The 20160-nt window shown below is 43.3% G+C and carries 18 protein-coding genes and 1 pseudogene; 14 read left to right on the top strand and 5 right to left on the bottom strand.

What is annotated here, in order from left to right; translation table 11 throughout:
* Nucleotides 1-8 precede the first annotated feature (8 nt).
* The gene (locus NSU16_RS04950) at nucleotides 9-926 is read left to right on the top strand and encodes an ABC transporter ATP-binding protein (RefSeq protein ID WP_010333509.1); all 918 of its coding nucleotides are present in this window, start codon (nucleotides 9-11) and stop codon (nucleotides 924-926) included.
* Entirely contained in the window at nucleotides 919-1860 is a 942-nt protein-coding gene (locus tag NSU16_RS04955; protein WP_010333510.1) for an ABC transporter permease, read from the top strand. Before NSU16_RS04950 ends, NSU16_RS04955 begins: the two co-directional genes overlap by 8 nt.
* A 92-nt stretch (nucleotides 1861-1952) precedes the next feature.
* Here the strand turns inward: NSU16_RS04955 and cspB are convergent, their stop codons facing one another.
* Nucleotides 1953-2156, bottom strand: coding sequence for a cold shock-like protein CspB (gene cspB, locus NSU16_RS04960; protein ID WP_010333511.1), 204 nt, complete (start codon nucleotides 2154-2156; stop codon nucleotides 1953-1955).
* Nucleotides 2157-2600: 444 nt separating this feature from the next.
* On the opposite strand from cspB, the gene NSU16_RS04965 reads away from it, so the two are divergent.
* The gene (locus tag NSU16_RS04965) at nucleotides 2601-3428 is read left to right on the top strand and encodes a MetQ/NlpA family ABC transporter substrate-binding protein (RefSeq protein WP_339192229.1); all 828 of its coding nucleotides are present in this window, start codon (nucleotides 2601-2603) and stop codon (nucleotides 3426-3428) included.
* A gap of 5 nt (nucleotides 3429-3433) precedes the next feature.
* On the opposite strand, the gene NSU16_RS04970 is transcribed toward NSU16_RS04965, so the two are convergent.
* Nucleotides 3434-4513 (bottom strand): diguanylate cyclase, encoded by a 1080-nt coding sequence (locus NSU16_RS04970; protein ID WP_339192230.1) that lies wholly within the window; start codon nucleotides 4511-4513, stop codon nucleotides 3434-3436.
* Between the two features lie 172 nt (nucleotides 4514-4685).
* On the opposite strand from NSU16_RS04970, the gene NSU16_RS04975 reads away from it, so the two are divergent.
* A complete protein-coding gene (locus NSU16_RS04975; protein WP_168747278.1) occupies nucleotides 4686-6077 on the top strand; it encodes an L-cystine transporter in 1392 nt (463 codons plus the stop codon).
* Nucleotides 6078-6119: 42 nt separating this feature from the next.
* On the opposite strand, the gene NSU16_RS04980 is transcribed toward NSU16_RS04975, so the two are convergent.
* Complete coding sequence (locus tag NSU16_RS04980; protein WP_339192231.1) at nucleotides 6120-6557, bottom strand: hypothetical protein; 438 nt, start codon at nucleotides 6555-6557, stop codon at nucleotides 6120-6122.
* 154 nt (nucleotides 6558-6711) lie between these two features.
* On the opposite strand from NSU16_RS04980, the gene NSU16_RS04985 reads away from it, so the two are divergent.
* Both NSU16_RS04985 and NSU16_RS04990 read left to right on the top strand, forming a co-directional pair.
* The gene (locus tag NSU16_RS04985; protein WP_010333516.1) at nucleotides 6712-7281 is read left to right on the top strand and encodes a YhcN/YlaJ family sporulation lipoprotein; all 570 of its coding nucleotides are present in this window, start codon (nucleotides 6712-6714) and stop codon (nucleotides 7279-7281) included.
* A 122-nt stretch (nucleotides 7282-7403) separates the two neighbouring features.
* A pseudogene (locus NSU16_RS04990) lies at nucleotides 7404-8376 on the top strand (hypothetical protein); the annotation flags it as partial.
* Here the strand turns inward: NSU16_RS04990 and NSU16_RS04995 are convergent.
* Entirely contained in the window at nucleotides 8302-8958 is a 657-nt protein-coding gene (locus NSU16_RS04995; RefSeq protein ID WP_339192645.1) for a spore coat protein, read from the bottom strand. The pseudogene NSU16_RS04990 and the gene NSU16_RS04995 overlap by 75 nt on opposite strands.
* 141 nt (nucleotides 8959-9099) lie before the next feature.
* Here NSU16_RS04995 and NSU16_RS05000 point away from each other — a divergent pair, with 141 nt between their 5' ends.
* A complete protein-coding gene (locus NSU16_RS05000) occupies nucleotides 9100-12675 on the top strand; it encodes a 5'-nucleotidase C-terminal domain-containing protein (protein WP_339192646.1) in 3576 nt (1191 codons plus the stop codon).
* Nucleotides 12672-13268, top strand: coding sequence for a sortase SrtA (gene srtA / locus NSU16_RS05005; RefSeq protein WP_339192232.1), 597 nt, complete (start codon nucleotides 12672-12674; stop codon nucleotides 13266-13268). Before NSU16_RS05000 ends, srtA begins: the two co-directional genes overlap by 4 nt.
* 33 nt (nucleotides 13269-13301) lie before the next feature.
* On the opposite strand, the gene NSU16_RS05010 is transcribed toward srtA, so the two are convergent.
* Nucleotides 13302-14210 (bottom strand): RluA family pseudouridine synthase, encoded by a 909-nt coding sequence (locus NSU16_RS05010; RefSeq protein WP_010333521.1) that lies wholly within the window; start codon nucleotides 14208-14210, stop codon nucleotides 13302-13304.
* 111 nt (nucleotides 14211-14321) lie between these two features.
* Here NSU16_RS05010 and NSU16_RS05015 point away from each other — a divergent pair, with 111 nt between their 5' ends.
* The 6 genes from NSU16_RS05015 (at nucleotide 14322) to NSU16_RS05040 (ending at nucleotide 20137) form a co-directional block, all read left to right on the top strand.
* Nucleotides 14322-14717, top strand: a complete 396-nt coding sequence (locus tag NSU16_RS05015; RefSeq protein WP_339180488.1) for a YhcU family protein — start codon at nucleotides 14322-14324, stop codon at nucleotides 14715-14717.
* Nucleotides 14718-14854: 137 nt separating this feature from the next.
* Nucleotides 14855-15277, top strand: a complete 423-nt coding sequence (locus tag NSU16_RS05020) for a CBS domain-containing protein (RefSeq protein ID WP_229147610.1) — start codon at nucleotides 14855-14857, stop codon at nucleotides 15275-15277.
* 126 nt (nucleotides 15278-15403) lie between these two features.
* Nucleotides 15404-16066 carry an HAD family hydrolase gene (locus tag NSU16_RS05025; protein WP_010333524.1) on the top strand — a complete coding sequence of 221 codons (663 nt, stop codon included), beginning with the start codon at nucleotides 15404-15406 and terminating at the stop codon, nucleotides 16064-16066.
* Nucleotides 16067-16081: 15 nt separating this feature from the next.
* A complete protein-coding gene (locus NSU16_RS05030) occupies nucleotides 16082-17623 on the top strand; it encodes a bifunctional GNAT family N-acetyltransferase/carbon-nitrogen hydrolase family protein (RefSeq protein ID WP_024120710.1) in 1542 nt (513 codons plus the stop codon).
* Nucleotides 17624-17736: 113 nt separating this feature from the next.
* Nucleotides 17737-18651: an AEC family transporter gene (locus tag NSU16_RS05035; protein ID WP_339192234.1), complete on the top strand. Its 915-nt coding sequence runs from the start codon at nucleotides 17737-17739 to the stop codon at nucleotides 18649-18651.
* A gap of 133 nt (nucleotides 18652-18784) precedes the next feature.
* Nucleotides 18785-20137: an aspartate aminotransferase family protein gene (locus NSU16_RS05040; protein WP_339192647.1), complete on the top strand. Its 1353-nt coding sequence runs from the start codon at nucleotides 18785-18787 to the stop codon at nucleotides 20135-20137.
* Nucleotides 20138-20160 lie beyond the last annotated feature (23 nt).

Raw genomic sequence — 20160 nt, forward strand, 5'->3', positions numbered from 1 at the left:
GGAATTTGATGAAAACAGTATTGGAATTAAAAAATGTGACAAAAAACATCAGAGGCCGGACGATCATTGATCAACTAAGTTTTACGATTCGCGAAGGCGAAGTATTTGGATTTCTGGGACCGAATGGAGCGGGGAAAACGACGACAATCAGAATGATGGTCGGTTTAATGAAGCTGTCACAAGGTGATGTGCTTATTTGCGGCCAATCAATCACGAAAGATTATGCCAAGGCAATCAAACATATCGGGGCTATTGTAGAGAATCCAGAGCTTTATAAATTTTTAAGCGGATATAAAAATCTCCAGCAATACGCAAGGATGGTAAAGGGTGTCACGAAGGAAAAAATTGATGAAGTGGTGGAACTAGTCGGCCTCAAAGATAGAATCCATGATAAAGTGAAAACCTACTCACTGGGGATGAGACAGCGTCTCGGCTTGGCACAATGCCTTCTGCACGATCCGAAAGTGCTGATTTTGGATGAACCGACAAACGGCCTTGATCCGGCGGGAATCAGAGAAATCAGAGACCATTTAAAGAAGCTGACGCGAGAAAGAGGAATGGCTGTCATCGTATCAAGTCATCTGCTGTCAGAAATGGAACTGATGTGTGACCGAATTGCGATTATCCAAAAAGGAAAGCTTATCGATATTCAGAATGTAAGAGATGAAATAACTGATGAAAAGGATACATATTTCTTCCAAGTGGAGCAGCCGAAGGAAACTGCTGCGATTCTAAGAGAATATGATTCGGTAATCAAGACAAACGGTTTGGAAATCAAACTGGCTAAAGAAGACGTCCCTGCAGTGATTGAATTGCTGGTCATGCAGCAAATCCGCATTTATGAAGTCAAAGTGATTACAAAATCATTAGAGGACCGTTTCTTAGAAATCACAGGCGAAGCAAAAGAGGAGGTTCAACATGCTTAATTTGATTTATAATGAGTGGATCAAAATTTTCAGCCGTGTCGGAACATGGGTGATGATCGGAATTCTTGCTTTGACAATGATCGGGTGGGCATTTTTAACAAACCACTTTTCAACCGATGAAGCAAATCCGAAGTGGAAAGAGACGCTTCAAGCACAAAATAGTGATTTGAAGAAGGCAATGAAAGAAGATCCTTCCCTCAAAGGACAATATGAAGAAACGATCACAATCAATAACTATCGCATTGAACATAATATCCCGAGTGACACTGGATATACCGTTTGGTCTTATGTAACGGATTCTGCCGGTTTTACAATCCTTACTGGACTGTTCACGATTATAATTGCAGCTGGCATCGTCGCAAACGAATTTAACTGGGGTACGGTTAAGCTGTTAATGATCCGGCCGCTCAGCCGTTTTCAAATTCTGCTTTCTAAATATATTACCGTTCTTTTATTTGGTCTCTTATTGCTGTTTATTTTATTTATAGGTTCAACTTTGCTGGGACTGGTCTTTTTCGGAACAGGCGGGGACACTGCCGCGAATGTTCATTTAATCTATAAGGATGGTCATGTATTGGAGCAAAATATGTTGGGATATTTGGCCAAAACGTATCTCTCAGAATCTGTTGCGGCACTAATGCTGGCTACGATGGCATTTATGCTGTCCGCAGTATTTAGAAACAGCTCTCTTGCTGTAGGGTTCTCCATCTTTTTATTGGTAACGGGCACGACAGCCACTGCGTTTATGGCGGTGAAGTTTGACTGGGCAAAGTATATTTTATTTGCGAATGTTAATCTGATGCAGTATGTAGAAGGAACACCGTTAGTGGAAGGGATGACAATGACATTCTCCATTGTGATGCTGGCGATTTATTTTGTTGTCTTCCTGTTGCTTGCTTTCGGAATCTTTATGAAACGGGATATTGCGAACTAATGAAAAAAAGCTGTTTTGCATAAGCAAAACAGCTTTTTCTTTAAAATAAGAACTGCAGGCTTGCACCTGCAGTTCTTATTATCAATTTATGCTTACGCTTCTTTAGTAACGTTAGCAGCTTGTGGTCCACGGTTTCCTTCAACGATTTCGAAAGAAACTGATTGGCCTTCTTCTAAAGTTTTGAAGCCTTCGCCTTGAATAGCAGAGAAATGAACGAATACATCGTCTTGACCTTCTACTTCGATGAATCCGAAACCTTTTTCAGAGTTGAACCATTTTACTTTACCTTCTAACATGAAATTTCCTCCTAAAGCGATCATAACGCTTAAATTCACTATTCTTGCTCTAAAACAAACTTCCAAGACGAAAACTCTTACAAAACTTTCTTCTTAAGATAGTTCGAACAAAAATAATTACCTTTACTCTACCAGTAATTTCGAGAAAAAACAACTGTTAAACGAAACTTTTTTCGGAAAATAACATATTATTTTTCATTTTGATATTTATTTGCCGAAATGTATCTGTTTTTTCGATACGTGATCATATGTTTGCAGGACTTTTTTTTTTGTTTCTCTTTACGGAAAGGTAGAGGTAATAGTAATTGACAACCCTATCTGATATGAGTAAGGTAAAGTTAACCAATGTTACAAATGACAACGTTTATCAACTAAGAGCGTCTGATTTTTATGTCTGATATTGCTTGCATGCTCTAATAAGATAGATAGGAGTATGGTGTCACAATGAAAAAGTGGCTTGTATGCAGTTTTGTTCTTGTTCTTATCGTTTCATTTACTGCATGCTCACGGTCAGCAGAACATGAAACGATAAAAATAGGAATTGCTGAGTCGGACGAAGCGATATGGAACTATATCGTAAAAAAGGCTGAAGCGGAAGGGCTTGATATTCAGCTGATTCTTTTCTCTGATTATGCAGAATCAGATATAGCGCTGGCAAACAAAGAGATTGATGCCAATGCTATTCAATCCATTTCATATTTTCAGTCGTTCTCAAAGAAATACAAACATAAACTGGCACCGCTTGGCACGACATACATAGCGCCTATGGGCATTTATTCAAAACGATATCGGCAAATCAAAGATATTCCGCGCGGTGCTGTTGTTGCTGTCCCGGATGAAGCGCTCGATTTTGGGCGGGCCCTTACACTCCTGCAGGAAGCGGGACTGCTTACTTTGAAGAACGGTTTTAATGGAACCGGTTCAATTGATGTGATAAAAGATAATCCGAAACACTTGAAATTGAAAACCGTACGCCAACAGGATACAATGAGCGGAGCTGATGTGTTTGTGATGAAAACAGCTGCCGCAAAAAAAGCGGGGCTGAACCCGCAGAAGCATACACTAAAGGGCGGCAGGCAAACCGTGAAGGAAGATATGAATGTAATTGTTGTCAGGGCTGAGGACAGAGATCGCGAAACATTGCAAACCATCCTTGAACTCTATCAATCAGATGATACAGCGGCATTTATTGAACAAGAGTATCAAGGGATGCTTGTTCCCGCTTTTTTGCCTTTACATCGTCTTTCAGATTGGAAGAATGAATTCAAATAATGAATTCATTCTTTTTTTATGGTAAACCATACTTTGTTTCGGCCGTTTTCTTTCGCTTTATACAGCATTTGATCAGCAAGAACAGGCAAGGTTTCCGGCTTATCTGTGTTTCGGGGGTAATGGGCTACTCCCAGTGAGGCCGTAACGGCAAGCTTTTCTCCGTTTGTTAATACAATCGGTGTATTACTGATCGAGTGCCTGATCCGTTCGGCGATTTGGACTGCTTTCTCGGGCGTGCAATTTGGCAAGAGGAGGGCAAATTCCTCGCCGCCGATCCGTGCGGCAGGATCAGTGTTGCGGATATTTTGTTTTAGTCGGGATCCCAGCTCTTTCAGAACCTGATCCCCCTCATGATGGCCGTATTGATCGTTAATGGTTTTAAAGTGATCGATATCCATATAAATAAGTGCAAATTGTAAAGATGGAGTGTGTGCAGCCTGTTGATACAGGTCTTGTGTGATTTCTTCAAACTTTCTGCGGTTATAAATACCTGTCAAAAAGTCATAGTGCGCCTGGAACTTATATTGTTTAAATAAAAGATGTGCATTGGTTTCATGCTCGATAATATATAGGCTGAGCATGCCGCCGATAATTGAAATCAGCCAAAAGTAAAAGTGCAGCTTAAGTGAATGGATATCAACAAATACATAGAAGAAAAAGGAGATGAACCCATTTGAAATGATTAAAAGTAATAGGACGTGTTTCAGCTGAACTTCTTCTCTCCTTGATGCAATAAGTGACAGCACAGCAGCGATACAAATTGTAATCATAGAATACAGCGCTGATTCATTCAAGCTGATCAGCATGCGGCCTGCTGCAATTATTATCAGGGCTGTCACCGTAGACACCCAGCCTCCATAAAGAGCGGCGATCATAATAGGGATATTTCTAAAATCTATGATTGAATGGTGATACGTCAAACCAAAATTCATAAGAATAACCCCGAGGAGACCGCAAGCAGCTCCTTTTACTAGCTGAAAGGAAAGGCGGTCTTTTTTATGTATTAACCTTTCTTTAAACAGGTGGGTGAACAGATAATTAAATGTGATTAAAATAGTCAAGTTTACGAACAGTTCTTTCAGCAATATTATCACCCTTTTATAAGTTACTAAAGAAAGGGGGGAATGAAAAGAACAAAAACGGTATTCATTGGTTTTTTTTATCCAAATATTGATGCTGGAATAATTCTTACTTGAACTATCGGAATTTGTGTAATATAGTATATAAGAAAAATTTTGAAGGGAGAGTTTGCCTCAATTGGAGACTTTGCTAGTCATTTTGCATGTATTTATTTTACTTTTACTCATTATTGGGCTCTTTGCCATGCAGAAGAAACATGTTTCTTTTTCAAAACGTGTGTTTACTGCGCTGGGGCTGGGAATCGTTTTTGGGTTTGCGCTTCAGCTGATATACGGTCCGACTTCAAACATTGTGGTTCAAACAGCCGACTGGTTTAATATTGCCGGGGGCGGATATGTCAAATTGCTTCAGATGATTGTCATGCCGCTTGTTTTTATTTCCATTCTAGGCGCTTTTACAAAGATGAAGCTGACAAAAAATCTCGGGAAAATCAGCGGTTTGATTATCGGGATTTTGGTTGCAACTACAGCTGTAGCCGCGGCGGTTGGTATTGTGTCCGCCCTTTCCTTTGATCTTCAGGCGATCCAGGTTGACCAAGGAAGTACAGAGCTTTCTCGGGGACAGGAGCTTGAACAGAAATCAGAGGAGATGACAGCGAAAACACTGCCGCAGCAAATGATTGAACTGCTTCCTGGAAATCCGTTTTTGGATTTTACAGGGGCTAGACCGACATCAACGATTGGAGTCGTTATTTTTGCCGCTTTTCTAGGCATTGCATTTCTAGGTGTGAGACGGAAACAGCCTGAACAGGCAGAAACGTTCAAAAAATTGATTGATGCTGTTTATGCCATTGTCATGCGGGTTGTTACTCTCATCTTGAGACTGACGCCTTACGGTGTGCTGGCCATTATGACAAAAACGATTGCGACAAGTGATATTGACAGCATTTTGAAACTTGGTATGTTTGTCATTGCTTCATATGCCGCGTTAATTGTAATGTTTATCATCCACTTGCTTCTGTTGACGATCAGCGGATTAAATCCGGTTGTTTATTTGAAAAAAGCACTACCTGTACTCGTGTTTGCATTTACGTCACGATCAAGCGCAGGCGCTTTGCCGCTGAACATTAAAACACAAAGGAGCTTGGGTGTGCCGGAAGGAATTGCGAACTTCGCCGGCTCGTTCGGGCTATCTATCGGCCAAAATGGCTGTGCCGGCATTTATCCGGCTATGCTGGCAATGATGATTGCTCCGACAATCGGCCAAAATCCGTTTGATCCAGCGTTTATCATCTCAGTTATCGCGGTTGTTGCCATCAGCTCGTTTGGTGTCGCCGGGGTTGGCGGCGGAGCTACATTTGCAGCGCTGCTCGTTTTATCAGCGTTAAATATGCCTGTCGCGCTCGCCGGTTTATTAATTTCTATCGAACCGTTGATTGACATGGGACGTACTGCGCTTAATGTCAGCGGAAGTATGACATCAGGCCTGATTACCAGCAAAGTCACGAAGGAAATAGATTCTGGTGTATTCCAAGATCGATCCAATGTGATCGAAGCGGAAGAAGCCTAGGCATAGTAAAACGTGTAATCCGTCAGAGGATTACACGTTTTTTTAACGGCCGGGTTCTAAGTCTTCCAGCATTTCCATTACAGTGTTGTCATCCATTACATTCATTGCGCTTTGATCGAAATGGATTGGCTCTGCATATTGCTGCTGTCTATTTCTGGTTGTTGTGTCCGTTTGACGATTTTGCTTAGACTGAGACTGATGCTGTTGAGGCTGGCTTTGCTGCTGGCCTGCATGCTGATGCTGACGGCCAGTTTGCTGACGATTTTGAGATTGATCTTGATTATTTCCGCCAAACGCCTGTTTCATCATATCTCCAACATTAGGAAGATCAAGCGACTTATGTTGAGCATTCCGGTTGTTCATTTGGCCTGTAATAAACCCGCTGATTTTTTGCCGGATCTGTGGTGATAAAGCAGCAACAAGCATAGTTGAACCGATAACTAAGGCTGTCGGACTGATTCCTTTTCGCTGTTTGAACAACGTGATCCCTCCTTTATAAGTGTATTGATATTTTCCCCGCTCATTAGACAAATTAACCGTTTTATTTCCCGGGAAAGCATTTCCGATATTTTTTCATGCATATTTAGAGCCAATTAGAAAAACCTATAAGTAAAGTGATAAAGGAGGAATTCACATGCTTGGAAAAAAACAAGTCCTTGCGTCCATGCTTCTTATCCCTTTGCTTATGACTGGCTGTGGTATGGCCAATCAGGGTGAGGGCAGACGTGATAATGCAGAGCCTGAAAATGTTAACTACCGCAATCCGGGAAATGATAACGGTACAAGAAATATCAACAATGCAAATGATACCCGTGACAACGTCGACAATAATATGACGAATAATGGTGATAACAATAACGGTAATGATAACCGTCAGTTGGAAGTTGCTGATGATGCTGCCGATAAAATTACCGAAATGAAAGAAGTGAAACACGCAAATGTAATTGTTGCCGGAAATCAAGCGTATGTTGCGGTTGTATTAACAAATGGAAAAGAAGAAGTTGGAAAAGATCTGAAAAAGAAGATCTCCGATAAAGTAAAAGATACTGATAAGAACATGGACAACGTGTATGTTTCTGCAAATCCAGACTTTGTTGATCGGATGCAGGGGTATGGCAAACGAATCCAAAATGGTGATCCGATTGCAGGATTCTTTGATGAATTTAGTCAAACAGTGCAACGTGTATTTCCGCAAGCTGAATAAAAGATAAAAAGCCGCATAACTTGTGCGGCTTTTTTCTTTGCAGAAATGACACGCTGTGAACTAAGGCTGCATAGAGTAAAAATAAAAAGGTACAAGACGGACCGGCTCAGGGAGGGAGACGTTTGCAGGGTGGCATAGGAAAGCGTGCGGCATCCGCTCTATTCCTGTGCGGAGTCCTTGTGATGCTGGCCATAAGCTCGGCCATCGTATCAAGCACGATGTATATTCTGTCTTTGCCAGGGCAGGCATCTGGGATAACGAAAGAACAAGTGACGAAGCACATGAAGAAAGAGTCATTTACACAGGCCGATGTTTATTACACTTCTAAGGAAAAATCCTTACTGCCATTAACGAAAGAAACGCTTGAATATGCGGTGAGTATTAATCAGGTCATGCTTGAATATTCGAATCACAAGCCTATTGATATCATTTTTTTTCCTAATGAAAAACAGATGGAGGCTTATTCCGGTTTAATGGATGTTGTCGGCTTTTATTCTGAGCGGGAGCAGCTGATCGGATTATTGCCTGAAGAGAAAAAGCAGCTTTTAGAAGGTGATGAGGTAGCGGTTTATCTGTATCAGAGATTATTGATTCATGAGTACACACACCATGCGTTTCATCAGAAATTACGGGAGCTCGAAGCAGATCCTGATGAGTTCCCTTTATGGTTCCATGAAGGATTAAGCGAGTGGATCGCGAACTATGAATTGCTCATAGATCCGATCACGTTTTCTGCAGTGCCGTTTGACCGTTTGCAGACAGATCAGGACTGGCAGGAAGCTCGATCGGAATATGAAACCGATGTTTATTTGCAAAGTTTTTATATGGTCAATGAGCTGACGGAAACATACGGGAAAGACATTATTTTGGAGATTATAAAGGAAACAGCGAAAAAAGGGGATTTTAAAAAAGGGTTTAAAGCAGCGACACAGGATAGTCTTGATCAATTTGAAGAAGATTTCACCAGATCGTTTGAAGAAAATGCGGCATTGGATAGAACCTATCCAATGCCTTTTTGAATTAATGAAGTCCTTGCTGGCCCATACCGCCTTGAGTTGCTTGAGTCGGAGGCATTTGTCCTTGTGCAGGGGCAAAGGAATTTCTCAGTTGTTCCATATCCTGCGCGTCAAGCTGCGGAACTTGGTAGTAACCATGTTTGTTTTGGTAAAGGAAAATCTCAAAAGCCATTTCGACATACTGCTGAATTTGCGCAGACAGTACACGTCTAACGGCCGGATTTGTCATTTCTAGAGAAGCCATCGTCAGCATAGATGCCTGTGCCTTAACAGCACAAAGCATTTGGCGGCTGATGATGCTGTCATCAATATCATTCATAGATTGAACTGGTTTCTTAGGCTGAGCCGGCTGCATGCCGTAAACAGTCTGGTTGTCTTCCTTCATCATATAAGTTGCCGTTTTTTGTGAAGGCTCGCTTCCTGTTTTGAAGCACTCTGCTGTTAAGTTATATTGAGATGTAATGAATTGATATTGGCGGTCAAGGATGTTTAATAATTCCTGATCCTTACAGAATTGTCTCAGCATCATAAACTGATCAAGCACAGTAAGCGTTCCGGAAAGCACCTCGTGCATATCAAATATTTCATGTCCGCCGTGATTCTGATGCGGTTTACCTGGTATCCCTTTGTTCTGTGATTGCTGCTGAAATTGCTGATCCAAACCGAATTCCTCCTTTTTTTTCAGATCAGCTGTATTTTGTGCCTGTCCGCTGTGTTTTATGCAGTGACTGACAGGAATTATATGCTGATTGTCGAAGTGATTAACAAATAAACGAATCATGCAAGATGTAAGGGAGGAAAACTGATGAGGCGTTTTTTGCATGTTGTTTTGATCATGCTTTTCATTTTCTTGAATGTCATGTCCGCTTATGAAGCTGTAAGGGCTGCTGAGCCGGCAGAAGTAATATCGGTTGAAAAAGCGATACAGCAAAAAGAGGGACAAGCTCTTGTCGAAGGATATACAATCGGCCAAGCCGTTTCATCTCAGCATTATAATCTGACGAGTCCTTTTTCAAATGATTATAACGTTGCTATAGCAGACAGCAAAAACGAGACATCACCCAATCACATTCTTCCCGTGCAAATACCCTCCGCGTTCAGAAGCCAATTCGGACTGCAAACGAACCCGCTGCTTCTTGGGAAAAAGATAGCTGTTCAAGGAGAGCTTGAACATTATTTTAATACGACAGGTCTTAAGAAGGTTCAGTCGATGGTCTTAAAGGATGACGCTGAATCTCCGCCGATAGAACAGCCTATTACAATACAGGAAGCGCGCGGCAGAATGAATCAGCATGTCACGATTAAAGGTGTTGTTACTGCCGATCAAAACGCAATCGGAGGCGGAAAGCTGTCGACCTTTATGCAGGATGACACAGGCGGCATCAACATTTATTCGGCAGCGCCAGAGAAGTTCCCTGAGTTAAAAGAAGGAATGGATATTACGGTAACAGGGAAAATAGCAACTTACCAAGGGCTTACTGAAATTGTTCCAAATACATCCGGCATCCGTATTACCCAATCCAATCGGCCTCTCCCTGTCCCTGAACCTTCAACGATCAATGAACTGGTCAATGGCAGCTTGGGTGATCAATATGAAGGGCGTCTTGTGACGGTCAAAGCTTATATTTCTTCCATTCCAAATTCTCAAGCGGGCGGCGGTTACAATGTAACAATGATTGATAACGATCACCACGCAATGACATTACGTGTTATGAATGAGACAGGTATCATTAATGGACTGACTGAGAATAAATGGTATGAAATCACAGGCGTGTTGAGCAGATATCAATCCCTTCAGCTTCTTCCGCGAAAATCAGCAGACATCAAGCCGCTTCAAGAGCAGCCTGCCCCGCCGTCTTCAGAAGGCGAATATGAAACTGTGGTTGATCGCGTTGTAGACGGTGACACCATTCATGTCAAAAAACCGATACTTGGTGCGACAAAAATTCGTTTTGTAAATGTAGACACGCCAGAAACGTACCACTCACCAAAAAATGAAGCAGATGAAAATCAATTAAGATTTGGAAAGAAAGCATCTGACTATTTAAAAACTGTTTTGTCTCCAGGAGATCACATTACTGTAAAAGTCGGCAGTGAAGCCAAGGACAGCTATGGCAGACTTCTTGGGCAGGTTGTGACTGAGACAGGGTCAAATGTAAATTTAGAACTCGTGAAAAATGGCTATGCTCCAACATATTTTATTTGGCCAGTTGAAAATGAAGAGGATTATCAGGAATTTCAGGCCGCAGTCGCCAATGCAAAAAAAGAGCAAAAAGGCATTTGGAATGAAGCGGATCCTCTTATGGAAATGCCGTTTGAATTTAGAGCCAGAGAGCAGGGAAAAGGGCTGACAAGGTATGTGGGAGACTCATCAAACAAGGCCTATGTTGCGCCAGCAGACTGGAAGCAGGTGGCTGTGGAAAACAGGATATTTTTTGCTTCAGAAGCTGAAGCAGAGAGTGCCGGTTACAAGAAAAAGCAAACCTCTCCCCAAGAAAATATACCACTTAGGATTTTAAGCATGAATGATTTGCATGGGAAAATCGATCAGCAATATCAGCTTGACCTTGATGGAGACGGCACTCGAGATGGCACATTCGGACGCATGGACTATGCAGCTGCTTATTTGAAAGAGAAAAAGGCAGAAAAGAAAAATACGCTCACTGTGCACGCCGGTGATATGATCGGAGGCAGTTCGCCTGTATCATCCCTTCTTCAAGACGAACCAACTGTCGAACTGATGGAGGATATCGGATTTGATGTTGGAACTGTGGGCAATCATGAGTTCGATGAAGGGACGGATGAACTCATGAGAATGTTAAAAGGGGGAGATCATCCGAAAGGCACTAGGGGCTATGACGGGCAAAATTTTCCCCTCGTGTGCGCCAATTGTAAAATGAAGTCTACCGGAGAACCCTTTTTGCCGGCTTATGACATCATAAATGTGGAGGGCATACCCGTTGCTTTTATTGGAGTTGTTACACAGTCGGCGGCCGGAATGGTAATGCCTGACGGAATAAAGGACATTGAGTTTACCGATGAAGTAAAAGCAGTAAATGCTGCTGCCGAAGAGCTGAAGAAAAAAGGCATCAGGGCAATTGCGGTGCTCGCACATATGTCTGCCGAACAAAACGGCAGCACAATAACAGGTGAGTCCGCTGACCTTGCAAACAAATCTGATTCTGAGATAGACATCATTTTTGCAGCGCATAATCATAAGGTCGTCAATGGTGAAGTGAACGGCAAGCTGATCGTTCAGGCGTTTGAATACGGAAAAGCGATAGGTGTCGTTGATCTTGAAATCAATAAACAGACAAGAGACATCGTCAAAAAGTCGGCTGAAATTGAATACGTCGATCAAAGCAAGAAAAAACCTGATGCCAGCGCCTCAGCTATTTTAAGTAAGTATCAGGCCCTTGCAGAACCGATTATCAGCGAAGTAGTCGGTGAAGCGGCTGTTGATATGGAAGGCGGTTATTCTAATGATGGCGACACGCCTCTTGGGAATTTGATTGCCGATGGCATGAGAGCGGCGATGAAAACTGATTTTGCGCTAATGAATGGCGGCGGGATACGGGAAGGACTGAAGAAAGGACCGATTACATGGGGGGATCTTTATAACATTCAGCCGTTCGGAAATGTGTTGACGAAGCTTGAGATTAAAGGAAAAGATTTACGGGAGATCATCAATGCGCAAATCTCACCGGTTTTCGGCCCTGACTACAGCATAAGCGGGTTTACGTATACGTGGGATAAAGATACAGGCAAAGCAGTTGAGATAAAGATGGCAGATGGAACCGAAATCCAGCCGGATGCCACATACACATTGACCGTTAATCATTTTATGGCGACGGCGACAGGAGCCAAATACCAGCCAATCGGATTGCTTGGGAAACATCCGGTTACAGGGCCTGAGGATTTAGAAGCGACTGTAGAGTATGTAAAAAGCTTTGAAAAGCCGATTTCATATACGAAAGAAGGCAGAATTAAACTGGCTGAAGACAGTCATGCTGAAGACCCAGTCACTAAAGACCCGGCAGACAGTCCGGGAACAGACGATCCAGGCAAGGTAAATCCGACACCTGGAGAAGAACAGCCTGATCTAAAAGAGACCCCGGGCATTGCTCCGATCCATCAACTCCCGCCTGCAGTCATTTCGACCTTTGAAGAATTTACAACAAAGACCAATCAGCCTGCTACTGCCGCCGGCCGTTTAAACACACTGCCTTTGCATAAAGAAGGTAAGGAAAGCGGCTCTGATCCTAAGCTCCCGGATACGTCAGCAGGATACTACAACTTTATTGTGATCGGTGCAGCGGTCTCACTGTCCGGAACGTATTTATATATCAGAAGGAAAAGGAGTGCCGCTACAACGTGAAAAAATATATTCCTCTTGTAATCATTGTGGTCGGTCTTGCGATCACTGGATACGGGGGCTTTAAATTGATTGATACTAGCATGAAAACTGAGCAAACATTAAAAGAAGCAAAAAAGGCGGCTGAACAGCCGCCGGCCATTGCAGGCACGAAGAAAAACGCTAATCAAGCCGAAAAAAAATCATCGTTTAAGCCGAAAACCGGTCAAGCGAGCGGCATACTGGAAATCCCAAAAATCAATGCGGAGCTTCCAATCGTGGAAGGAACCGATGCTGATGACTTAGAAAAAGGTGTGGGGCACTACAAGGACAGCTATTATCCAGATGAAAACGGACAAATTGTGCTGTCAGGACATCGTGATACTGTGTTTCGCCGGACGGGAGAGCTTGAAAAAGGTGACCGGCTCAACATCATCCTGTCATATGGTGATTTTACATATGAAATTGAAAAAACAAAAATTGTAGACAAGGATAATACGTCCATTATTACGCTGCAGCACGAAAAGGAAGAGCTCATACTGACCACCTGCTATCCTTTTTCATACGTCGGGAATGCCCCAAAACGTTATATTATTTACGGAAAACGTATTTCGTAAAAAAAGCCGCAGGTCAATCTCTGCGGCTTTTTTTCATGATAAATAAGTATGGCAAAGACTTTCAATATCAGCTGGAAGCGGTGCCTCGGCAACGACCAGTTCTCCGGTAATCGGATGAACAGCCTGTACCTTTTTGGCATGAAGCGCCTGCCTGTTAAGAAATTGGCTCCCGCCTCCGTAAAGTGTATCGCCCGTTAGCGGATGTCCGATGCTTGCCATATGCACACGGATTTGATGCGTTCTGCCCGTTTCTAGCTCTAATTCAGCAAGCGAGAGCTTTTCTCCCGCATTGACAGTAAGGGTACGGTAATGGGTGACGGCGGCTTGTCCGCCTGGTGAAACCCGCCGTCTTGTCGGGTGTGATCTGTCTCTTCCAATCGGCGAATCAATCTTGCCTTTTTTTGGCTTCAGCTTTCCTTCAACAATTGCGAGATATGTACGCTTCAGCGTCTTTTTCTCTAACTGCTGATCTAAGATGGCATGCGCCAAACGGTGCTTGGCGAATACGACAGCGCCCGATGTATCCTGATCAAGACGGTGGACATGGCGCACTTTGATTGTTTCGCCATTTACCTGAAAGTGGTATGCGATCAAATTGGCAAGCGTACCGGTCTGACCTTCTTCATTGGGATGAGTGGAAATACCGGCTGGTTTATTGACGATTAACATGTGGCGGTCTTCAAATAAAATATCAAGCTCTCCATACTCAGGTATGACAGAGGATTCTTCGTTTTCCTGAAGATCAATAAACAGGCGGTCATTCTTTTTTACGAGTATGTTGTTTTTGACAGCCTCATGATTGATTTTTATATTGTGATGAGTCATCCATTCTTGGATAACGGGTTTCGAAGCTTTGAGCTCTGTTTTCAGTACGGAAAATAGCCATTGTCCGTCCTGTTTTTCACTGATTATCAGCTCTAGCCCTTTGCCTTTTTCTTTCATGATCAAATGGCTCCTTTTTCGCGTGAAAGGCCGTTGATTCTCATAGGAAACACTTACCTTAACATTCGCGTTTTTTTCTGTGATATTCTTGAGAAAGACTTTGGATATTCGATGGCAAGAAAGGTGATAGACGTGAGAATTATGAACGCAGCAACTGAAGAACAGGAAAGCTTTATCAAGGAACTGTCAATGGAGCTTTTCCATCATGTATTTCCTCTTTATTTCTCCGAACTGGACATTCAGCGCTTTAAAAAGAAAGGCGTTCTGTCTTTAAATAACCAATATTACCAAGGAACATTAAAAGAAGCTTTTCAAATTATGGCTTGTCTGCAAATGATACATATTATCCTGACAAAGCCTTCACCGCACGATGACTTGAGTGATCAAGCCATTTTTAATAAAAACAGCAAGTTGCTGAATGATTGCGGAATATATTTCCCGTTTGCTTTATCTGATTTTCAAATGAAAACAAATAAAGCTTTATCCGGTCACAGAAGACTGATATAATCTCGCAGCAAGAGCTTTTCCGTTTCAAGAAAAGCTCTTTTTGCATCAGAGAAATCATACCACAAAACCTTTCCTGCAACTCCCTTTTTAATCATCCGGTGTCTGAACATACTAATGATTGAAAGGGGTGCTGACCAATGAGTTCAGTTAAACATTCAATGACAACGCAGGTAGCAACCGTTTCTCCGAATCAAACGATTCAGGAAGCGGCTTCTCTGATGAAACAGCATAACGTCGGGGCGATTCCCGTTGTAGAGCACGGTGTTTTAAAAGGAATGCTGACTGACCGTGACATTGCATTGAGAACCACAGCTCAGGGCCGAGATGGCCAGACACCCGTTTCAGAAGTGATGTCAACAGACCTCGTATCAGGAAACCCTAATATGAGTCTGGAAGACGCGTCGCAGCTGATGGCCCAGCACCAAATCCGCCGCCTTCCTATTGTAGATCAAAACAATCTAGTCGGGATCGTTGCGCTTGGAGACCTGGCTGTCAATCAGATGTCGAACGAGTCTGCTGGAGAAGCGCTGACAAACATTTCTCATCAAAACTTGCATTAATTAGAAAGAGCTTGCAGTGTGCAGGCTCTTTCTTCACATAGACCCTTACTTTTTGAAAGCAGAGACGTTTCGGGGTATAGTGTATACATACATATGTCTCAATTCGGGCCAAAGGAGTTGTACGCAGTGATAAAAGCGTTAATTTTTGATTTTGACGGGCTTATTCTTGATACAGAAACGCATGAATATGAAGTCCTTCAGGAAATTTTTGAGGAACATGGCTCAGTACTGCCACTATCCGTATGGGGAAAGGTTATCGGAACAGCGGCGGGATTTCGGCCATTTGAATACTTAGAAGAGCAGATAGGCAAAAAGCTGAACCATGAAGAGCTGACAAAACTGAGAAGAGACCGGTTTGCAAAACGCATGGAAACAGAAAAAGCGAGACCAGGTGTTGAAGCGTATCTGAATGCGGCAAAGGATTTAGGCTTAAAAGTAGGTCTGGCTTCCAGCTCAGATTATAAATGGGTATCCGGCCATTTGAAGCAACTGGGCCTGTTTGACGAATTCGAAGTGATTCAGACAGCTGATGATGTAGAAGAGGTCAAGCCCAATCCCGAGCTGTATTTGTTAGCGGCAAAGAATCTTGGAGTATCGCCGTCGGAATGTCTCGCATTCGAGGATTCCGTCAATGGTTCGATTGCTGCCAAGCGAGCGGGGATGAAGTGTGTTATCGTTCCGAATCAAGTAACTGGCACCCTGATGTTTGAAGAATATGATCACAGGCTCGAATCAATGGCGGAGATGGAACTCACCCTATTGCTTGATCATCTAAACGCACAAAAATAGAAAGGAGCGAGTAGATTGTCTGAGAAATTAGATTTGACCCGTTTTGAAAAGAAAATGGTCATACGTAATATCGAAGAGAAAGATATCGACAACATTATCGACCTTCAAAAGGACTGCTTTCCAGGCATGGAGCCGTGGAAGCGCGAGCATTTAATCAGCCATCTGGAGCATTTTCCCGAAGGGCAGTTTTGTGCAGAATTCGAAGGTGAAATCATCGGTTCGTGCTCAAGCCTCTTAATTAACTTTGATGAATATGATGACCGCCATACGTGGCAGGACATTACAGATGACGGATACATCACCAATCACAATCCGGATGGCTTAAACATGTACGGGATCGAGGTCATGGTGCATCCTGATTACAGACGGATGAAAATCGGCCATCGTTTGTATGAGGCAAGAAAGGATTTGGCAAGACGCTTAAATCTGAAAAGCATCATCATAGGCGGACGAATACCGAACTATCATAAATATGCTGATGAAATGACGGCGAGAGAGTATGTTGAACAGGTAACACGCCATCAAATTTACGATCCGGTCCTTTCGTTTCAGCTGATGAACGGTTTTACCCTGATGCGGATTAACCCGGATTATCTCCCGGATGATACAGCTTCAATCAAATATGCGACGCTGATGGAATGGAATAATGTCGATTATCTGCCGCAGCAGACAAAGCGTTATTATAAATCGGCCTTCCCTGTAAGAATTTGTGTCATCCAATACGAAATGAAAAAAATCTATTCCTTCGAGGAATTTGCGAATCAAGTAGAGTACTATGTCGATGTTGCGTCTGACGCGAGATCCGATTTTGCAGTGTTCCCGGAAATTTTCACAACCCAGCTGATGTCCTTCCTTGAGGAACGTTCACCAAGCTTGGCGGTACAGAGAATTACTGAGTATACTGAGGATTACATCAGTCTGTTTACAGACTTGGCAGTTAAATATAATGTCAACATCATCGGCGGATCTCATTTCGTAGAAGAGGAAGGGAAAATTTATAATATCGCCTACCTGTTCAGACGCGATGGAACAATTGAGAAGCAATATAAACTTCATATTACGCCGAATGAACGGAAATGGTGGGGAATCAGTGCGGGCGACCAGGTGCGTGTGTTTGATACGGACTGCGGAAAAATTGCGATCCAAATTTGCTATGACATTGAATTTCCTGAGCTTGCCCGCATTGCGGCCGATAAAGGCGCCAAAATTATTTTTACGCCATTTTGTACGGAAGACCGTCAAGGCTACTTGCGTGTCAGATACTGTTCACAGGCAAGAGCGGTCGAAAATCAAATTTATACCGTCATTTCCGGAACGGTTGGAAACCTGCCGCAAACGGAAAATATGGATATCCAATATGCTCAGTCCGGCATCTTTGCCCCTTCTGATTTTGAATTCGCAAGAGACGGCATCGTTGGGGAAACCAACCCGAATATTGAAATGGTCGTCATTGGCGATGTTGACTTAGAAATTCTCAGAAGACAGCGCCAAAACGGAACGGTGCGCCAGCTCAAAGACAGACGCCGTGATATATATCACATACACTATAAGAAATAATGAGAAGGCCCGCCTGAATTGGCGGGCTTTTTTTAAAAAAGCGGAATTGAAACGCTGCCGCGCTTTCTCTACAATAGAAATAAATATGTGTACATCGGAAAAGAAGGTGCCTTATGGAGTTTTTGCTTGTTTTAGTTCCTGTTTTCGGAATCTTCGCAATTGGTTATATCGGACAGAAAACACTCGGTTTTGATATACAGACACTGTCCAAAATGTCCTTATATTTAATGTCTCCTTTTTTGGCTTTTGATACGTTTTATTCAAACAAGCTGACGATGGACTATGTGTATCTGTCTATTTTTGTGCTGGGTCTATGCTTGGTTCTTGTGCTGTTGGTCTCCTTTTTATCCTTTTTTCATAAGTATTCGAACCAAGATCGTTGTGCCATGATTCTCTCATCAGCCTTTATGAATAACGGCAATTACGGCACGCCTGTCGTACTGCTTGTGTTTGGAACGGCGGGGCTGGATACAGCTGTTGTGTTAATGGTCTTGCAGCAGTTAATTATGAGTACCATCGGCATGTATTACGCTGCAAAGGGCGGTTCGGAGGAAGGCGGATGTAAAACGGTGATGACTCGGGTTATCCGTATGCCTGTAGTGTACGGAGCACTTTTAGGAACAATACTTCAGCTTATGCATATTTCAATTCCCAAAGAGTTAATGACAGGCATTGAACTGGTCGGAAATGCTACGGTACCGACGATCATGATTATTCTTGGCATGCAGCTTGCGTTGATCTCTTTCAGGAATATTGAATACAGAAAAATTTCTTATTCTCTGCTGCTGAAGCTGATGGTATCTCCGTTCATTGCGCTGGGTTTCACATTGATTTTGCCTGTGGATGACATGACGAAGCAAATTATGATTCTCGTAGCGGCCATGCCGACCGCTGCCAATACAACCTTAATGGCCGTTCAGTTTAATACAAGGCCTGAGGTCGTTTCCAGTGCCACTTTTGTCAGCACAATGCTGAGCATAGTCACTTTGCCGGTCCTGCTTTGGATGCTGCATCCTCTTTCTTCTTGATGAAAGAGGATGTTTTAATTACCCGGCGGTTTATTGACTCCTTTGTCGTCTGGCTTTATATTGAAGTCAGGGAAATCATCACCTAGACATCACATAAGAGAAGGTCTGTTTCAATTTATTGAACGCTAATGAAATGGAGATGATGGGGATGGAAAACATTCAGCAAAATCAGGGATTAAAGCAAAAGGATGAGCAATTCGTGTGGCATGCTATGAAGGGAGCGCATCAAGCGGACAGTCTGATTGCCCAAAAGGCGGAAGGAGCCTGGGTGACTGATATAGACGGACGCCGCTATCTTGATGCGATGTCCGGTTTATGGTGCGTTAATATTGGTTACGGCAGAAAAGAGCTTGCGGAGGCTGCCTATGAACAATTAAAGGAATTGCCGTATTACCCGTTAACGCAAAGTCACGCACCTGCGATTCAATTGGCGGAAAAGCTGAATGAGTGGCTTGGCGGCGATTATGTGATTTTCTTTTCCAACAGCGGATCGGAAGCGAATGAAACCGCTTTTAAGATCGCTCGCCAGTACCATCTGGAAAACGGCGACCACAGCCGTTATAAATTCATCTCTAGATATAGAGCCTATCATGGCAATACGTTGGGAGCGCTCTCTGCCACCGGTCAGGCACAGCGGAAATATAAATATGAACCGTTAAGCCAAGGATTCCTGCACGCCGCCCCGCCTGATGTCTACCGAAATCCTGAAGACGCCAATACGCTAGAGAGCGCAAATGAAATTGACCGTATCATGACATGGGAATTAAGCGAAACGATTGCCGGTGTCATTATGGAGCCCATTATTACAGGCGGAGGCATTTTAATGCCGCCGGACGGATATATGAAGAAAGTGGAGGAAATCTGCCGCCGTCACGGCGCCCTGCTGATTTGTGACGAAGTCATCTGCGGATTTGGGCGGACTGGCAAGCCGTTCGGATTTATGCACTACGGCGTGAAGCCCGATATCGTTACAATGGCGAAAGGAATTACAAGCGCGTATCTGCCATTGTCAGCGACCGCGGTTAAGCGGGAAATTTTTGAAGCCTACCAAGGAGAAGCTCCCTATGACCGTTTCCGCCACGTCAACACATTCGGCGGCAGCCCGGCAGCCTGCGCATTGGCTTTGAAAAACCTGCAAATTATGGAGGACGAACAGCTGATTCAGCGATCCCGCGATCTCGGAGCAGAGCTTTTAGGTGAGCTTCAGTCATTGAGAGAACACCCTGCAGTAGGGGATGTAAGGGGAAAAGGGCTGTTGGTCGGAATCGAGCTTGTCAAAAATAAACTGACTAAAGAGCCGGCTGGCGCTGACCAAGTGAACCAAGTGGTAGCGGCATGCAAAGAGAAAGGGCTGATCATCGGCAAAAACGGCGATACAGTCGCCGGATTCAACAATGTCATTCAGCTCGCCCCGCCATTTTGTCTGACAGAAGAGGACCTTGCATTTATCGTAAAAACAGTGAAGGAAAGCATACTTACGATTTGATACAAAAGTGATTTGTTAAAGGA

The organism is Bacillus sp. FSL K6-1003 (assembly GCF_037964945.1).
GTDB lineage: Bacteria > Bacillota > Bacilli > Bacillales > Bacillaceae > Bacillus > Bacillus mojavensis.

What these genes read in the sequence shown, in the direction of transcription:
- NSU16_RS04950 (WP_010333509.1), top strand. Translation starts at nt 9, where the DNA reads ATGAAAACAGTATTGGAATTAAAAAATGTGACAAAAAACATCAGAGGC.
- NSU16_RS04955 (WP_010333510.1), top strand. Translation starts at nt 919, where the DNA reads ATGCTTAATTTGATTTATAATGAGTGGATCAAAATTTTCAGCCGTGTC.
- cspB (WP_010333511.1), bottom strand. Translation starts at nt 2,156, where the DNA reads ATGTTAGAAGGTAAAGTAAAATGGTTCAACTCTGAAAAAGGTTTCGGA.
- NSU16_RS04965 (WP_339192229.1), top strand. Translation starts at nt 2,601, where the DNA reads ATGAAAAAGTGGCTTGTATGCAGTTTTGTTCTTGTTCTTATCGTTTCA.
- NSU16_RS04985 (WP_010333516.1), top strand. Translation starts at nt 6,712, where the DNA reads ATGCTTGGAAAAAAACAAGTCCTTGCGTCCATGCTTCTTATCCCTTTG.
- NSU16_RS05010 (WP_010333521.1), bottom strand. Translation starts at nt 14,210, where the DNA reads ATGAAAGAAAAAGGCAAAGGGCTAGAGCTGATAATCAGTGAAAAACAG.
- NSU16_RS05015 (WP_339180488.1), top strand. Translation starts at nt 14,322, where the DNA reads ATGGCAAGAAAGGTGATAGACGTGAGAATTATGAACGCAGCAACTGAA.
- NSU16_RS05020 (WP_229147610.1), top strand. Translation starts at nt 14,855, where the DNA reads ATGAGTTCAGTTAAACATTCAATGACAACGCAGGTAGCAACCGTTTCT.
- NSU16_RS05035 (WP_339192234.1), top strand. Translation starts at nt 17,737, where the DNA reads ATGGAGTTTTTGCTTGTTTTAGTTCCTGTTTTCGGAATCTTCGCAATT.
- NSU16_RS05040 (WP_339192647.1), top strand. Translation starts at nt 18,785, where the DNA reads ATGGAGATGATGGGGATGGAAAACATTCAGCAAAATCAGGGATTAAAG.